Genomic DNA, 15,842 nt, shown 5'->3' on the forward strand with positions numbered 1-15,842 from the left:
CCGACCATGTTACCCATTAGGGTTCGAGACATGAACATCCTGCCGACCGGCCAACAGTTCCTCATCGAGTCCGGCCCGTACGCGGCCGTCGTCACCCAAGTGGGCGCAACGCTGCGCAGCCTCACCCGCGACGGCGCGGAGGTGCTCTGGACGTTCGCCGAGGACGAGGCGCCGCGCTCCTCCATGGGCCGCACGCTCGTGCCGTGGCCCAACCGCATCCGCGACGGTCGCTACACCTTCGACGGCGTCGAATACCAGCTGCCGATCTCCGAGGTCCCGCGCAACAACGCCATCCACGGGCTTGCCTCTGACCATGCCTGGCGTCTGGTCAGCCATGACCCGGACGAGGTGGTGTTGTCCACCGTCATCCATCCCCAGGCGGGGTGGCGGGCGGTGCTCGAGGTCGAGGTGAGCCACGCGCTCGACGACGGCGGGCTCACCGTGACCGTCACCGCCCGCAACGCCGGCCAGACGGCGGCGCCCTACGGCTACGGCGTCCACCCCTACCTCGCGGTCGATGCGGCGTCGGCCGTCCTCACGGCGCCGTTCCCCAAGGAACTGTCGGTCGATGACCGCCTGCTGCCCGTCTCCGTCGTCGACGTCACCGCGGAGCACGACTTCCGAGAAGCCCGCGCCATCGGCGACACCGGCTTCGACAGCGCCTTCCGTGTCGAGGAGGGGCCGTGGGAGCTCACTGTCACCGACGGCGGCCGCACCGTCGCCGTCTGGGCCGACGCCACGCTGCCGTGGTGCCAGATCTTCATCCCCCCGACGCGCGACGCGATCGCCGTCGAGCCGATGACGTGCGCTGCGGACGCCTTCAACGAGGGCCCGACCCACGACTCGCTCATCGTGCTGCAGCCGGGCGACGAGACCAGTTCCCGCTGGGGCATCCGGGTGGACGCCAGCGACGACTGATCAGTGCGCGGTCTCCGTGGCGCGCGACTCGCGCACCACGGTGATCTTGATCTGCCCCGGGTAGCTGAGGGTCTTCTCCACCTCTGCGGCGATGTCGCGGGCCAGGGCGTGGGCCCCGGCGTCGTCCACGTGGTCAGGAGAGACCATCACCCGCACCTCCCGGCCGGCCTGCATCGCGTAGGCACGCACCACGCCCTCGTGCTTCGTGGCGATGTGCTCGAGGTTCTCCATCCGCTCGACGTAGGCCTCGAGCGACTCGCGGCGAGCACCGGGGCGCGAGCCGGAGATGGCGTCCGCCGCCTGGGTGAGGACGGCCTCGACCGTACGGGGCTCAACTTCGTTGTGATGCGCCTCCACGGCGTGCGCGATGTCCTCGTGCTCGCCGTACTTGCGCAGCAGTTCGGCACCGATGATCGCGTGCGGGCCCTCGACCTCGTGGGTCAGGGCCTTGCCGATGTCGTGCAGGAACGCGGCCCGCTTGCAGGTCGCGACGTCGAGGCCGAGCTCGGCGGCCATCACCCCCGCAAGGTGCGCGCACTCCACGAGGTGGCGCAGCACGTTCTGCCCGTACGAGGTGCGGAACGCGAGCGCGCCGACGATCGGCACCAGCTCGGGATGGAGGTCGACGATGCCCACCTCGGCCAACGCGTCCTCACCTGCGCGGAGCACCCGGTCGTTGATCCGGCGAAGGCTGCGCTCGTGCACCTCTTCGATGCGCGCGGGGTGGATGCGGCCGTCCGCGACGAGGTCGACCAACGTGAGGCGGGCCGTCTCCCTCCGGACGGGGTCGAAGCTGCTGAGCAGCACCGACTCCGGAGTGTCGTCGATGAGGACGTTGACGCCGGTGATCTGCTCGAAGGCCCGGATGTTGCGGCCCTCCCGGCCGATGATGCGGCCCTTCATGTCGTCGCTGGGCAGGTCCACCGTGCTCACCACCGACTCGGACGTCTGCTCGGAGGCGACGCGCTGGATGGCCGTCGTGATGATGCTGCGCGCCAGCCTGTCGGCCTCGCGCTTGGCGGTCGACTCGATCTCGCGGGCCATGGACGTGGCGGTCAGCTTCGCCTGCTTCTCGGCGGTCGCCACCACCTCACGCCTGGCGTCCTCGACGGAGAGCCCCGCCATGCGCTCGAGTTCGGCAGCGGCGCGCTCCTCGGCGGCTTGGAGCTCCTCGCGCTGCTCGCGGAGCTGGGTGCGCTGGGCATCGAGCCGTTCGGCGCGCGCTATGAGGCCCTCGGCTTCCGCTGAGAGGCGGTCCTCACGCTCGTGGAGGCGGGACTCGCGGCGCTCCTGGGCAGCGCGGAGCTCACGCAGTTCCTGCCGTTGCGCCGACAGCAAGGTCTCGACCTCTGCGCGGCGACGCTCCGCGTCCTCCAAGGCCTCACGCGCCCGCTCCTCGATGACGTTGGCGGCGGCCTGGGCGTTGGCCCTGGCCGAGGCCGCGTCGGCCTTGGAACGGCGCTCCCAGGTGAGCCGCTCCGCGATGGCCTGCGCCGCCTGCCTCCTCAGCAGTACCCCCAACACGACGAGGCCGATCAGCGCGACTCCAGCTATGACCCAACCGAGCTCTGGCACGGTGCCTCCTCATCTCCGCAACACGTCGGCCGCGGGCACCGCACAGAGGTGGTTGGCAACAGTGTCGATAGCGACGGCAAGGCCCTGCGGCAGAAGCCGCAGCGCCGGAGTCAATGTCTCTGTCAGGTGTTGTCAGTCAGTATCAGTTTCAATGCCCCCACCGAAGTGGGAGCGGTTCATGCGGGGTCCGGGACCTTGCGCACGAGCCTATTGCTCACCTGTGGAAAACTCAACCGATTCATCGTCCCAATCGGCGCCCAGGACCTCCTCGAGCACCGCGTTGACGATGCCGCCGGAGAAGCCCCGCCGTGCCAGCACTCCAGCCAACCGGCGACGGGCCACCTGCCGCTCCAGCCCGGTCAGCGAACGCACGCGACGCCGGGCCAGCGTGAGCGCCGCCTCGCGCTCGTCCTCGGGGCTGAGTTGGGCCAGGACGTCGTCGGCGATCTCCCTGTCGATGCCCTTCGACTGCAGCTCCTGCCTGATGCGGGACCGCCCGCGCAGCCCGAACTCCGACCTGGTGGTGGCCAGCGCCTGGGCGAAGGCTGCATCGTCGATGAGCCCGACCTCCCTGAACCTGTCGATCAGCTCGTCGGCGATGTCGGCAGGAACGTTGCGGCGCTTCATGACCGTGCGCAGTTCCTGCTCCGAACGGGCACGGGTGGCCAGTTGGTCCAGCGCGATCTTGCGGGCCACCTCCAGTTGGGTGGCCCGCTCCTCCGCGCTGCGCTCAGAAGTCAACTTCGCCCGTCTCCGGGTTCACGCCCTCGGGCACAGCCTCCTTGTCGATGCCCAGGTGCACTCGGATGCGGCGCTCGATCTCAGCCGCGACCTCCGGGTTGTTGCGCAGGAAGTTGCGTGCGTTCTCCTTGCCCTGGCCCAGCTGGTCCGACTCGTAGGTGAACCAGGCGCCCGCCTTGCGGATGATGCCGGCGTCCACGCCCATGTCGATCAGCGACCCCTCGCGGGAGATGCCCTGGCCGTAGATGATGTCGAACTCCGCCTGCTTGAACGGCGGGGCCACCTTGTTCTTGACCACCTTGACGCGGGTGCGGTTGCCGACCATCTCGGTGCCGTCCTTGAGCGTCTCGATGCGGCGCACGTCGAGGCGCACCGACGAGTAGAACTTCAGCGCGCGGCCGCCGGTGGTGGTCTCGGGGTTGCCGAACATCACGCCGATCTTCTCGCGCAACTGGTTGATGAAGATGGCGGTGGTGTTGGAGGTCTTGAGCGCACCGGTCATCTTGCGCAGCGCCTGCGACATGAGGCGCGCCTGGAGGCCGACGTGCGAGTCACCCATCTCCCCCTCGATCTCGGCGCGGGGGGTCAGCGCCGCGACGGAGTCGATGACGATCAGGGACAGGGCACCGGAACGCACGAGGGTGTCGGCGATCTCGAGCGCCTGCTCACCGTTGTCCGGCTGCGAGACCAGCAGTTCGTCGGTGTTGACGCCCAGCTTCTGCGCGTAGTCGGGGTCCAGCGCATGCTCGGCGTCGATGAAGGCGCAGATGCCGCCGTCGCGCTGGGCGTTGGCGATGGCGTGCAGCGCCACCGTGGTCTTGCCGCTGGATTCGGGGCCGTAGATCTCCACCACGCGGCCGCGCGGCAGGCCACCGATGCCGAGCGCCACGTCGAGCGCGACGGAGCCCGTGGGGATCACGTCGATGGGCTGACGGCTGTCCTCGCCCAGCTTCATGATGGAGCCCTTGCCGTGGGCCTTCTCGATCTGGGCGAGCGCCGCCTCCAGCGCCTTGTTGAGGTCCGATGAGGCCATCAGGGTTTCCTTCCTGCATCCGGCCGCGGCCGGAGGTTTCGATGTCGCTGTCACTGTAGGCAGCGGACCCGACAATTTTCGATGGGCTGCTTCCACTGTGGACAAGTGCCGCATTCAACCTAGGCGAACACTCGTTCTAATGAAAACGACACGCCGAACGTCAGCGCAGTTTCCCCGGGAGTTCGAGGTGACTCCAGACCGCGCGCCAGATCGCCTTGCACGGGATGCCGGCGGCCAGGGCGTCGCGCACGGTGCGGCTGCCGAGGTCCTCCAGCACGACGGAGCCGGCCCAACTGGCCGCATACCCGTGGGGCAGCACCTCGTCCATCCGCTCCCAGAGCTCCGCTTCACGCACGGAGCAACGGTACACCGCGCTGGAAGATGGGCATTTGCGCAGGATGGAGCGCCAAAGGTGGGCCCCATGCGCACGCGAAGTGCGCAAGGGCTAGAATCTCGCTCAACAATTGTGCGTATCTTGCACAAGAGGTCACTACGGCGCAAAGGAGCCCCCACGGATGAACGCACCCGGCACGCCCTCCCACAAGCGGTCAGACCGGATGGTCGCGCTCCTGGCACTGCTGACGGAACAAGGCCAGTTGCCGTTGTCCTACCTCGCGGACCAGTTGGGGGCGTCGGCCGCCACCATCCGCCGCGACGTCGCGCTGCTCGCCTCACAGGGGCTGCTGGAGCGCACCCACGGCGGTGCGCGACCGATGAAGGGCAACCGTGAGCTGCCCGTCCGCCTGCGGGACGGCCGCAACCAGGACGCCAAGCGCCGCATCGCGCGAACGGTGGCCAGCCTCATCCCCACGGGCAAGCACGCCATCGGCCTCACGGGCGGCACGACGACCGCCGAGGTACTGCGCGCACTGCGGCACCGGGACGACCTGACGATCATCACCAATTCGCTCAGCATCGGGCTCGAGGCTGCCGAGCAGGGTCAGGCGCGCGTCCTGATCGCGGGCGGCGTGCTGCGCCCCAGCTCCCTCGAACTCGTCGGCTCGCTGGCGGAATCCACGATGAAGCTGGTCAACGTGGGCACGGCGGTGGTGGGTGCCGACGGCGTGAGCGCCACTGGTGGGCTCACCACGCACGACGAGATCGAGGCCAGGACGAACCTGGCCATGATCGAGCGGGCGCAGCGGGTGGTCGTCGCGATCGACTCGACGAAGATCGGCCACACGACGCTGGCCAAGGTGGCCGACATCAAGGACATCCACGTCCTCGTGACCGACGCCGGAGCCCCGGAGGCCGAACTTCAGCGCATGCGGGACGCCGGCGTCGAGGTGCACGTGGTGGAGGGGCCGCGCCACCGCTGAGGGGTCAGGCGGCCACCGCCACGCGCGGCATGCGCTCGGCCTCGATGGCGGCGAGCTTGCCGCTGATGGTGATCATGAGATCAGACAGCGACACGTCCAGCGCGGACGCGATGGCGAAGAGCACCTCGCTGGAGGCCTCCTTGTGACCGCGCTCGATCTCCGAGAGGTAACCGAGCGACACCATGCTGGCCATGGAGACCTCTCGCAGGGTCATGCCGGCGCACATCCGGAGTTCCCGGAGAGTCTCGCCCATCACCTTACGAATCAGAATCGTCTTCACGGCTGTTCCTATCTGACCACGGGCCCACTGCCCGCTGTCGATAGGTCCAACCACTTCGGGACGCAGTTTGTTCCCAATCAGCGAAAGAGTTTCTCCAGAAGGTTTTAGAGAACCCTCATCAGCATCTCGAACACGTGCTCGGTGGCTGCGCGCCTGACCGCCTCGCGGTCGCCGTCGAAGCTGCGCAGTTCGGTGTACTGCGGCGGCGGCGACATCCCCATGCCGGGGCCCACGACGGCGAACCACACGGTGCCGACCTTGACCCCCTCGGTCTCGGCCGGGCCGGCGACGCCCGTCGTGGCGACCGCCCAGTCGGCTCCGCACCGGTGCTGCGCCCCTATCGCCATCTGCAGCGCCGTGAGTTCGTTGACGACGCCCTCTCGGTCGATCAGTTGCTGGTCGACGCCGGCGAGGTCGTGCTTGAGTTCCTTGGCGTAGGTGATCAAGCCGCCCCGGTAGACCTTCGACGCGCCGGGCACGGAGGTCAGCTCCGCACCGATCAACCCGCCGGTGACCGACTCGCAGGTGGCCAGTGTGACTGACCGTTGGGAGAGCTTCTTGATGAGGTCTGCGGCGGTCATGCCCGCAAGGCTACCCGTCAGCCCTCCTGCTCGCGCCCCTTCTGGCGGATGGCCCACGCGTGCCGCAGGTAGTCGAATCCCGTCACCACGGTCAGGAGCAACGCGGCCCACATGAGCACCCAGGCCAGGAACTCGACGGCGCCGGGCAGCATCGAGACGCCGAGGCTGAACAGGATGAGGGCGAAGGTCTGGGTGAGCGTCTTGAGCTTGCCGCCCTTGTTCGCGGCCATGATGCCGTACTTGGCGATGGCCGCCCGCACCCAGGTGATGCCCCATTCGCGCACGAGGATGATCACGGTGAAGTACCACGGCAACTCGCCCAGGACGCTGAGCGAGACGAACGCCGCGCCGGTCAGTGCCTTGTCCGCGACGGGGTCCCACAGCTTGCCGAAGTCCGTGACCAGGTTGTGCTTGCGGGCGATGTGTCCGTCCGCGAGGTCCGTCAGCATCGCCACGACGAAGACGATCGTCGCCCAGAGCCGCCACGTGAAGTCCTCGGGCCCGATGAAGAGGAAGGCCACGTAGACGGGCACGAGGATGATGCGGATGACGGTGAGGACGTTGGGGACGTTCCAGTTGCTGGGCCTCGCCCCCTCGGAAGCCGCCCGCCGGGGCTGGTCGCTCACGCTGTCTGTCACAGTGCCTCCGCTATCAGATCGATGCCTTCAGAGCCCACGACGGTGGCGCGCACGAAGCTGCCCGCCGGAGCGTCGATGTCCAGGGTGACCGCGCCGTCGGTCTCGGGGGCCTGGTGCTCGGCGCGGCCGATGGTCTCGCCGTCGTTGCCCTCCACCAGCACGATGATCTCCTCGCCGATGCGCTCCGCGGCGCGGGCCTCGGCGACGTCGACGGCGAGGTCTGCCAGCATCGAACGCCGCTCCTCGATGACGTCGTCCGGCAGGTGGTCCGGCAGGGTCACGCCCTCGGTGCCCTCCTCGTCGGAGTAGCCGAACACGCCGAGCACGTCGAGTTCCGCGGCGATGATGAACTGGCGCAGGATGTCGACGTCCTCGTCGGTCTCGCCGGGGAAGCCCGCGATCACGTTGCTGCGGATGCCGGCCCTCGGTGCCACGGCGCGGATGCGGCCGATGAGGTCCAGGAAGCTGTCGGGGTCGCCGAAGCGGCGCATGCGCCGCAGCACGGAGCGGGACGCGTGCTGGAAGCTGAGGTCGAAGTACGGCACCACCTTGTCGAAGCCCAGCATGGCCTCGACGAAGCCCGGGCGGATCTCGGCCGGCTGCAGGTAGCTGACGCGGATCCAGTCGAGGCCGTCCACGCGCGACAGCCTGTCGAGGAGCTGCTCCAGGCGCACGTCGGCCCCCAGGTCCTTGCCGTAGCTGGAGGTGTTCTCCGAGACGAGGAAGATCTCCTTGGCGCCCTCCTGCACCAGCCAGCGGGCCTCCGCCTCCAGCTCGTCGAGGGGGCGGGACAGGTAGGAGCCACGGAAGGCCGGGATCGCGCAGAAGGCACAGCGTCGGTCACAGCCCGAGGCCACCTTCAGCGACGCGCTGGGCCCCCCGCCGAGGCGACGGCGCGCGCCCGGCAGCCATACGTGCCCGGGCACGGCGACGTCAGGGGCCGCCGCGGGGCGGGCCGACGGGGTGAGCGGCAGCAGCTTGCGCCGGTCGCGTGGGACGTGCGAGATGGCCTGTTCACCGTCCAGGATGCCGCGGAGCCGGTCGGCGATGTCGGCGTAGGCGTCGAAGCCCAGCACCGCATCGGCCTCCGGCAGTTCGTTGGCCAGCTCGACCCCGTAGCGCTCCGCCATGCAGCCGACGGCCACGACCGACCTCACGGTGCCGTCCGACTTCAGGTCGGCCGCGGCCAGCAACGTGTCGATCGAGTCCTTCTTCGCCTGCGCGACGAACCCGCACGTGTTGACGACGACGGTCTCGGCAGTCTCGGGGTCGTCGACCAGCGTGAACCCGCCGCGCTCGAGGCGTGCGGCGAGTTCTTCGGAGTCGACGTCGTTGCGGGCGCAGCCGAGTGAGGCGATGTGGACCGAGTGGGTAGTCATGGTGGGCCTAGTATCCCACCATCACCCGGCGGCGAGGTTCGCGAGCACCTCGTCCAGGTCGTCGGGCTTGACCAGTACCTCGCGGGCCTTGGAGCCCTCGGACGGTCCCACCACGCCCCTGCTCTCGAGGATGTCCATGAGACGGCCCGCCTTGGCGAAGCCGACGCGCAGCTTGCGCTGCAGCATGGACGTCGAGCCGAGTTGCAGCTCGACCACCAGCCGGCAGGCGTCCAGGACGAGGTCCATGTCGTCGCCGATGTCGTCGACGACCTTCTTGTCGCTGGCCGCGGGCGCCGTGACGTCCTCGCGGTAGTTCGGCTGCAGCTGCTGGGTGATGAACGCGACGACGTCGCGGATCTCCGACTCGTTGACCCAGGCGCCCTGTACGCGGATGGGCTTCGAGGCGCCCATCGGCAGGAACAGTCCGTCGCCCTTGCCCACGAGCTTCTCGGCACCGGGTTGGTCGAGGATGACGCGGGAGTCCGTCATCGACGACGTCGCGAAGGCGAGGCGCGAGGGCACGTTGGCCTTGATGAGGCCGGTGACCACGTCGGTGGACGGGCGCTGCGTGGCGAGCACCAGGTGGATGCCCGCGGCGCGGGCCAGCTGCGTGATGCGCACCACCGAGTCCTCGACGTCGCGCGGGGCGACCATCATGAGGTCTGCGAGCTCGTCGACCACCACGAGGAGGTATGGGTACGGCGTGAGCTTGCGCTCGGAGCCCTCCGGCACCTTGACCTGGCCTGCCCGCACGGCCTTGTTGAAGTCGTCGACGTGGCGGAACCCGAAGGCCGCCAGGTCGTCGTAGCGCATGTCCATCTCGCGGACCACCCAGGCCAGGGCCTCCGCCGCCTTCTTGGGGTTGGTGATGATGGGCGTGACCAGGTGCGGGATGCCCTCGTACTGGTTGAGCTCCACCCGCTTGGGGTCGACGAGCAGGAGGCGCACCTCGTCGGGCGTCGCCCGCATCATGATCGAGGTGATCAGCGAGTTGATGAAGCTCGACTTGCCGGAGCCGGTGGCGCCGGCCACCAGGAGGTGCGGCATCTTGGCCATGTTGGCGACGACGAAGCCGCCCTCGACGTCCTTGCCCAGGCCCACCGTCATCGGATGGTGGTCGTTCTTGGCGCGGCTGGAACGCAGGACGTCGCCCAGGGAGACGACCTCCTTGTCCAGGTTCGGGATCTCGATGCCGATGGCGGACTTGCCCGGGATGGGCGTGAGGATGCGGATCTCGTTGGAGCCGACGGCGTAGGCGATGTTGTCTGCGAGGCCGGTGACCTTGCTGACCTTGATGGCCGAGCCGAGCTCGACCTCGTAGCGGGTGACGGTCGGGCCGCGGGTGTAACCGGTCACGCGGGCATCGATCTCGAACTCGCGCAGGACGGCGGTGAGCTGGCGCACCACCTTGTCCGAGGCCTCGGTGCGGGCCTTGGGCTTCGAGCCCGGGGCCAGCGTGCGGTCCTCCGGGAGCTGGTAGATGACGTCGCCGCTGAGCTGCAGCTGTTCGGCCGGCCCGGGCGGCGTCGAGTGCTGCGGCGGCTCCGGCTCGCGCACCTCGTTCTTCGGCCGGCCGGGCACCTGACGCGGTTCGGCCTGCGCGGGCTGGAGTTCGTCGTCTGCTTCCGCGTAGGTGTCGCCGAGGTAGTCGAAGACCTCGCCGTCGTAGGAGTCCTCGACCTCGGGGTCCTCCACCGGTTCCTCGATCAGTGGGCTGTCGTAGGGCACGTCGACGCCGAGCTTGAGCTTGTTCTTCGGCGTGGCGTCCTCGCGTTCGACCAGCGCGCCGAACAGGCCGGACACCCCCGCGACGAGTTCGCGGATGGGGCGGCCGATGACCAGCAGCGCGCCGCCGATGGTCACGACGACCAGGAGCGGCACCGAGACCCACTCCGTGAGCAGGTCCGTCGGGATCGACGAGGAGACGTAGCCCAGCACGCCGCCCGCCTCGCGGACCGCGGCCATGCCCTCCGCGTTGGGGCGGGGCAGGCCGCCGCCGATGTGCACGAGGCCCAGCGAGCCGAGCGTGATGAGGAACCAGCCGAGGCCGGTGCGGGGCGCCGCCTCGACGTCGTGCGGATGCCGGAACACGCGCCACGCGCCGTACAGGAGCACCGCGGGGAGTACCACCGAGAGCGAACCGAAGACCGTGCTGACGCCGATCTGGAGCCACTGCCCCACGGTGCCGTCCAGGAAGAACCAGAAGCGGGCCGCGACGACGACGCCGAGGGTCAGCAGCACCAGGCCCCACCCGTCGCGGCGCAGTTCGGGGGCGACCTCCTCGGACCGGCCCCCGATGCTACGGGCCGTCCAACCGATGCCTCCGGCGATGCCGCGGAAGATCGCCCCGATGCCCCTGCCGAGGCCCGTGGCGACGGTGGCACCCAGGCCGGGGCCCTCCTTCGCCGGTTTCCTCGCGGGCGCCTTCGACGCTGCGCGCGTGCTGGTCCTGGCCGCCGTCGAGCCGCTGCGGGGGCGTGTCGAGGCCGGCTTGGAGGTACGTTGCTTGGCACCACCGGAGGAAGACGCACGCGTCTTGGTGGTGCTTCGCGAAGGGGAAGATCCGCGAGTGGCCATGGTTGTCACCCTAGCTGACGGCCCTGCGGGGGCCCTCATGCCACACGCGGCGCCGCAGGTTTTTCACGGCGGACCGGCTCGGCGGCCGGGGTGGCTACCCGAAGTGGTCCCACCCCTTGGCGCCCTCGTAGGCCGCGCCGTCGACGGTGATGCCCGTGCCCTCGCGCACCTCGCCGATCCGCTGCCAGCCGTCGGGCAGCCCGGTGCCGGGAGGGAACGTGGCGGCCAGCGCGTGGTCCTCGCCCCCGGCCAGGATGAACCCGAGGGCCGGCTTGCCGGTGGCCGCGGCGACGCGCGCGACGGCGTCTGGCGTGGTCAGCAGGCTGGTGTCGACGTCGATGGCCACGCCCGAACCCTCGGCGACGTGGTCGAGGTCTGCGAGCAGGCCGTCGGAGACGTCGATCATGGCGGTGGCGCCGGCTTCCGCAGCCACGCGGCCCTGGCCGTACGGCACGGAGGGCGTCTGGTGCTCGAGGACGGCGTCCTTGGGCGAGCCGAAACCGCGCTGGAGTGCGACGAGCCCGGCGCCCGAGAGGCCGAGGTTGCCGCAGACCGCGACGACGTCGCCGGGCCGCGCGCCGTTGCGGGTGACGGGGCTGCGGCCCATGGTGTCGCCGATGGCGGTGACGCAGGCCACGATGTGCTCGGAGCTCGACATGTCGCCGCCGATGAGGCTGACGCCGGCGGTGCGGCACTCGTCGCGCACGCCGGCCTCGAAGTCGTCGACCCATGAGGGATCGAGCGTCTTGGGGAACGCGAGCGCCACGACGACGGAGGAGGGACGGCAGCCCATCGCCTCGAGGTCCGACACGTTGACGGCGACCGACTTGCGCCCGACGGCGTGCGCCGGGCTCCAGTGCTGCTTGAAGTGCACGTTCTCGATCAGGATGTCGGTGCACACGACGGTGTCGCCCTGCAGGGAGACGACGGCGGCGTCATCGCCCACGGAGAGTTCGACGTCGGAATTGACCTCGAGGCCCCTCGTGACGCGGGCGATGAGTTCGAACTCGCCGATCACCGCAGCCCCACGGGACGCGTCATCGCGAGGTCGATCAGGCGGCCGACGAGCTCCGGGTAGGTCATGCCGCTCTCCTGCCAGAGCGTGGGATACATGGAGATCTCCGTGAAGCCCGGCATGGTGTTGACCTCGTTGATCCAGATGCCGTCGTCGGTGACGAAGAAGTCGGCGCGCACGAGCCCCTCGGCGTCGACCGCGTGGTAGGCGCGGGCCGCAAGGGCCCGGAGCCGGTCAGCCAGGTCGTCGTCGAGGTTGGCCGGAGCGTCCAGCGCGGCGCCGTCCTCGTCGAAGTACTTCGCCTCGTAGTCGTAGAAGCCGTCCTCCGCCTGGACGCGGATCTCGCCCACGACTGAGGTGTGGCAGCCCTCGGGGGCCTCCGGGTCGCCGAGCACGGCGACCTCGAGCTCGCGGGCGCCCGTGAAGCCCTGCTCCACGACGACCTTCGGGTCCCACCGCTGGGCCTCGGCGATCGCGTCGTCGAGCTGGCCGGGCTCCGTGATGCGCACGATGCCGATCGAGGAGCCGCCCCGGGCGGGCTTGACGAACAGCGGGTACTCGAGGCGGCTGATCTCGTCGAGCACGGCCGCCCGGTCGTGCCGGAGGCGGTGCGCCGAGGCGGCCACGTACGGCCACACCGGCAGGCCCGCGGCCTCGAAGGCCACCTTCATGAAGTGCTTGTCCATGCCCACGGCGGACGCGGTGACGCCCGAGCCGACGTAGCGGATGCCCATCATCTCGAACATGCCCTGGAGCGTGCCGTCTTCACCGAAGGGGCCGTGCAGCAGGGCGAAGGCCACGTCGATGCGGTGGATGTCGACGAGCTTCTCGCCGGAACGGGTGGCGACCTCGCAGCCGTCCTCGCCCACCATCCACACGGCGTCGTGCCGGGGCTCGGCGACCTCGGGGGCCCGGCCGTCGACGATGCGGTAGCCCGCGATGACGTCCAGCGGCACCTGGGTCCAGCGCCCCGTCCTGGAGATCCCGACGCCGTGGACGTCGTAGCGCTCCTTGTCGATGGCCTTCAGCACGGATGCGGCAGTCAGGCATGAGATGCCGTGTTCCGACGACTGGCCGCCGAAGATCAGTGCGACCCGGGTGCGTTCACTCACATGTCCTCCTAGTGCGTCGAGGAGTCTACGCGTCCACCCACCCGCATGTCCCACCGGCCGACGGGCGGCGGCTCGTCGCGGAGGTCCGCCACCATCGCGGTGAGCGTGTCGAGGAAGTGGTCGGTGACCTCGTCGAGGAGTTCCTTGGGCGCCGCGCCGTCGTCGGGTACCCGTGCCCTGAAGGCGGTCAGGTCGACGGCGGGCCCGGCCTGGATGTGCACGTCGCGGCGGCCGCCGAAGAGGCGTCGCCACTCGAGTTCCTTCTGGCCGAGGATCTCGTTGGCCCCCACCTGGGCCACCGGGATGACCGTGACGCCCGTCTGAAGCGCGAGTTGGGCGGCGCCGCGGCGGCCGCTCATCGGCCAGCCGTCGGGGTCGCCCGTAATGGTGCCCTCGGGGTAGATGACCACGGCCTTGCCCCGTTCCAGCGCCCGCCGGGCGTGCACCAGGGAGTCGCGGGCCTGGTCGGTGTCGCGGTAGACGGGGATCTGCTCGCACTTGCGGGCGACCCAGCCCAGCACGGGGACCTTCCAGATCTCGGACTTGCCGAGGTAGCGGGGCCAGCGCCCGCTGTAGATGAGGTACTCCCCCAGGAGGATGGGGTCGAAGTTGGAGATGTGGTTGGCCACCACCAGCAGCCCGCCGGCCTGGGGCACGTTCGCCTGGCCTGCCCAGTGCCGCCGGGCGACCAGCGGGATCACGAGGCGGGCGAGCTTCAGCACGAGGTAGCGGTAGACCCACGGGCCGGGCTCATGGTTCACCTGGTTGAGCGGGACGCGCCATGGCTTGCGACGGCGCTCGACGGTGCTCCGGTGAGGCATCCTGCAACTCTAGCGGCTGGCCTTCCGTGCCATGAGCCGGGGAAGCAATGGCCTGCCACGGTTCTGGCGGGTGACCACCAGTGCGTCGGTGACGAACAGCGCGACCGCCACCCAGATCAGTGCGAATCCCGCCCAGCGGCTGGGGGGCATCGGCTCCCCGAAGTACAGCCAGCCCAGGAGGAACTGGCCGATGGGCGCCACGTACTGCAGGATCGCGATCGTGACCATCGAGACGCGGCGGGCGGCGGCCGCGAACAGCAGCAGCGGGATCGCCGTCACGATCCCCGTGGTGGTGAGGAGGAGCCCGTAGCCGCCGCTGGCGGTGGACTGGCCCGTGACGGTGAGGTAGATCAGGAAACCGATCGCGATGGGAGCCACCGCCCCGGTCTCGATGGCCAAGCCGGGCAACGCGCCGACGGAGCGCCCCGCCATCTTCTTCACGAGCGAATAGGTGCCGAACGACAGCGCCAGGGTCAGCGCCGCCCAGGGCACCTGCCCGTAGGCCACCACCATCACGACGACCGAGGCAAGCCCGAAACACATCGCGGTCCACTGCAGGGGCCGGAGCCGTTCACCGAGCACGAGGATGCCCAGGGCGGCGACGGCGAGCGGGTTGATGAAGTACCCGAGCGCCGTCTCCAGCGTGTGACCAGTGAGGACGGCGAAGACGTAGGTGGCCCAGTTGACGACGATCAGGACGCCCGCCACGGCAAGCGACAGTGCCGCACGGCGGTCGGCCAGCGCCCTGCGCAGGTGGCCCCACTGCCGCAGCACCGTCAGGAGGACCACGCAGAACACCAGCGACCACAGGGCCCGGTGCGCCACCACCTCGAGCGCGCCGGATCTCTCGAAGAGGACGAAGTACAGGGGGAACAGGCCCCACAATCCGTAGGCGGCCAGACCGTAGCCCAGCCCCTTGTTGGAGTCCCTCACCGATCACCCGTCCTCGAAGCCACCTCAGGAGGATACGCCCATGGCGCCCTCGGGCCGCACGGGCGAGGCCAGGGTGGAATCAGTCGAGGGTCTCCATGAAGTCGAGGACGTCCATGTTCCATTCGCGGGCGTGTGAGTCGTTGACGCCGTGCGGGCCGCCCTCGATGACCGCCAGTTGCGACTGGGGGATGAACTGGTGCATCCGTTCGCTCGACTTGGAGATCGGCACGTTGATGTCACCGTCACCGTGGATCACCAAGGTGGGCACGTCGATGGCGCGACAGTCGTCGCGGAGGTCGGTGCCCCAGATGAGGATGGTCTCGACCGCTGCCCTGGGGTCGGACTGCCTGGCGATCTCAAGCGCCGCCAGGCGCACGTCGTCGCCCACCTGGAGGCCACGCTCCTGCGTGGAGTAGAACCAGCCGATGAACTTCTCCAGGAAGGCGTCGCGGTCGTCGCGGCACTGGTCGGCCAGCCCCTGGAAGCCCTCCATCGGCATCGCGCCGTCGGGGTTGTCGTCGGTGATGCACAGCGCCGGGGTGACCGACCCCGAGAAGATGGCGCCCGCCACCCGCTCCGAGCCGTACCTGCCCAGGTAGCGCGCCACCTCTCCCCCGCCCATGGAGAACCCGAGGAGCACCGCGCCACGCAGGTCCAGTTCGTCGAGCAGCGACTTCAGGTCGTCTGCCAGCGTGTCGTAGTCGTAGCCGCCGTCCGGCTTGTCGGACATGCCGAAGCCGCGTCGGTCGTAGGTGATGACGCGGTGGCCCGCATCCTCCAGGACCGGGATGTCGCGGGCGAACGCCTCGCCCGAGAGCGGCCAGCCGTGGATGAGCACCAGCGGGCGGCCGTCGCCCCCGGTGTCGGTGTAGTTGAGGGAAACGCCGGTGGCTGTGGTGACGGTGGGCATGTCGCGCCTC

The 15,842-nt window shown here is 69.6% G+C and carries 16 protein-coding genes; 2 read left to right on the top strand and 14 right to left on the bottom strand.

Annotation, left to right across the window (positions count from 1 at the left end; translation table 11 throughout):
• Positions 1–30 precede the first annotated feature (30 nt).
• Positions 31–918 (top strand): aldose 1-epimerase family protein, encoded by an 888-nt coding sequence (locus ABEA30_RS11315; RefSeq protein WP_345582890.1) that lies wholly within the window; start codon positions 31–33, stop codon positions 916–918.
• Here ABEA30_RS11315 and rny read toward each other — a convergent pair whose 3' ends face one another.
• The 4 genes from rny to ABEA30_RS11335 all read right to left on the bottom strand — a co-directional run bounded on the left by rny (position 919) and on the right by ABEA30_RS11335 (position 4,622).
• The gene (rny, locus tag ABEA30_RS11320) at positions 919–2,493 is read right to left on the bottom strand and encodes a ribonuclease Y (RefSeq protein WP_345582892.1); all 1,575 of its coding nucleotides are present in this window, start codon (positions 2,491–2,493) and stop codon (positions 919–921) included.
• A gap of 207 nt (positions 2,494–2,700) precedes the next feature.
• On the bottom strand, positions 2,701–3,234 hold the full coding sequence (locus ABEA30_RS11325) for a regulatory protein RecX (protein WP_345582894.1): 534 nt from the start codon (positions 3,232–3,234) through the stop codon (positions 2,701–2,703).
• A complete protein-coding gene (gene recA, locus ABEA30_RS11330; RefSeq protein WP_386084788.1) occupies positions 3,224–4,267 on the bottom strand; it encodes a recombinase RecA in 1,044 nt (347 codons plus the stop codon). Before recA ends, ABEA30_RS11325 begins: the two co-directional genes overlap by 11 nt.
• Positions 4,268–4,427: 160 nt before the next feature.
• Positions 4,428–4,622, bottom strand: coding sequence for a DUF3046 domain-containing protein (locus tag ABEA30_RS11335; protein ID WP_345582896.1), 195 nt, complete (start codon positions 4,620–4,622; stop codon positions 4,428–4,430).
• Between the two features lie 202 nt (positions 4,623–4,824).
• On the opposite strand from ABEA30_RS11335, the gene ABEA30_RS11340 reads away from it, so the two are divergent.
• The gene (locus ABEA30_RS11340) at positions 4,825–5,586 is read left to right on the top strand and encodes a DeoR/GlpR family DNA-binding transcription regulator (RefSeq protein ID WP_345583507.1); all 762 of its coding nucleotides are present in this window, start codon (positions 4,825–4,827) and stop codon (positions 5,584–5,586) included.
• A 4-nt stretch (positions 5,587–5,590) separates the two neighbouring features.
• On the opposite strand, the gene ABEA30_RS11345 is transcribed toward ABEA30_RS11340, so the two are convergent.
• The 10 genes from ABEA30_RS11345 to ABEA30_RS11390 form a co-directional block, all read right to left on the bottom strand.
• On the bottom strand, positions 5,591–5,866 hold the full coding sequence (locus tag ABEA30_RS11345) for a helix-turn-helix domain-containing protein (RefSeq protein WP_345582898.1): 276 nt from the start codon (positions 5,864–5,866) through the stop codon (positions 5,591–5,593).
• 104 nt (positions 5,867–5,970) lie between these two features.
• Positions 5,971–6,447 carry a CinA family protein gene (locus ABEA30_RS11350; RefSeq protein ID WP_345582900.1) on the bottom strand — a complete coding sequence of 159 codons (477 nt, stop codon included), beginning with the start codon at positions 6,445–6,447 and terminating at the stop codon, positions 5,971–5,973.
• Between the two features lie 17 nt (positions 6,448–6,464).
• Entirely contained in the window at positions 6,465–7,073 is a 609-nt protein-coding gene (pgsA, locus tag ABEA30_RS11355) for a CDP-diacylglycerol--glycerol-3-phosphate 3-phosphatidyltransferase (RefSeq protein ID WP_345582902.1), read from the bottom strand.
• 8 nt (positions 7,074–7,081) lie between these two features.
• Positions 7,082–8,464 (bottom strand): 30S ribosomal protein S12 methylthiotransferase RimO, encoded by a 1,383-nt coding sequence (gene rimO, locus ABEA30_RS11360; protein ID WP_345582904.1) that lies wholly within the window; start codon positions 8,462–8,464, stop codon positions 7,082–7,084.
• Positions 8,465–8,485: 21 nt separating this feature from the next.
• A complete protein-coding gene (locus ABEA30_RS11365; RefSeq protein WP_345582906.1) occupies positions 8,486–11,041 on the bottom strand; it encodes an FtsK/SpoIIIE family DNA translocase in 2,556 nt (851 codons plus the stop codon).
• Positions 11,042–11,135: 94 nt separating this feature from the next.
• Positions 11,136–12,059 (bottom strand): thiamine-phosphate kinase, encoded by a 924-nt coding sequence (locus ABEA30_RS11370; RefSeq protein WP_345582908.1) that lies wholly within the window; start codon positions 12,057–12,059, stop codon positions 11,136–11,138.
• Complete coding sequence (locus ABEA30_RS11375; protein WP_345582910.1) at positions 12,056–13,168, bottom strand: D-alanine--D-alanine ligase family protein; 1,113 nt, start codon at positions 13,166–13,168, stop codon at positions 12,056–12,058. Before ABEA30_RS11375 ends, ABEA30_RS11370 begins: the two co-directional genes overlap by 4 nt.
• Positions 13,169–13,176: 8 nt before the next feature.
• Entirely contained in the window at positions 13,177–13,989 is an 813-nt protein-coding gene (locus ABEA30_RS11380) for a lysophospholipid acyltransferase family protein (RefSeq protein ID WP_345582912.1), read from the bottom strand.
• Between the two features lie 9 nt (positions 13,990–13,998).
• On the bottom strand, positions 13,999–14,922 hold the full coding sequence (gene rarD / locus ABEA30_RS11385; protein WP_345582914.1) for an EamA family transporter RarD: 924 nt from the start codon (positions 14,920–14,922) through the stop codon (positions 13,999–14,001).
• Between the two features lie 79 nt (positions 14,923–15,001).
• Entirely contained in the window at positions 15,002–15,832 is an 831-nt protein-coding gene (locus ABEA30_RS11390) for an alpha/beta fold hydrolase (RefSeq protein ID WP_345582916.1), read from the bottom strand.
• Between the last annotated feature and the right edge of the window lie 10 nt (positions 15,833–15,842).

This window comes from Tessaracoccus lubricantis (assembly GCF_039544535.1).
Lineage (GTDB): Bacteria > Actinomycetota > Actinomycetes > Propionibacteriales > Propionibacteriaceae > Arachnia > Arachnia lubricantis.

Coding starts and splice junctions, on each gene's coding strand:
- ABEA30_RS11315 (WP_345582890.1), top strand. CDS start 31: ATGAACATCCTGCCGACCGGCCAACAGTTCCTCATCGAGTCCGGCCCG.
- recA (WP_386084788.1), bottom strand. CDS start 4,267: ATGGCCTCATCGGACCTCAACAAGGCGCTGGAGGCGGCGCTCGCCCAG.
- ABEA30_RS11340 (WP_345583507.1), top strand. CDS start 4,825: ATGGTCGCGCTCCTGGCACTGCTGACGGAACAAGGCCAGTTGCCGTTG.
- ABEA30_RS11350 (WP_345582900.1), bottom strand. CDS start 6,447: ATGACCGCCGCAGACCTCATCAAGAAGCTCTCCCAACGGTCAGTCACA.
- rimO (WP_345582904.1), bottom strand. CDS start 8,464: ATGACTACCCACTCGGTCCACATCGCCTCACTCGGCTGCGCCCGCAAC.
- ABEA30_RS11365 (WP_345582906.1), bottom strand. CDS start 11,041: ATGGCCACTCGCGGATCTTCCCCTTCGCGAAGCACCACCAAGACGCGT.
- ABEA30_RS11380 (WP_345582912.1), bottom strand. CDS start 13,989: ATGCCTCACCGGAGCACCGTCGAGCGCCGTCGCAAGCCATGGCGCGTC.
- ABEA30_RS11390 (WP_345582916.1), bottom strand. CDS start 15,832: ATGCCCACCGTCACCACAGCCACCGGCGTTTCCCTCAACTACACCGAC.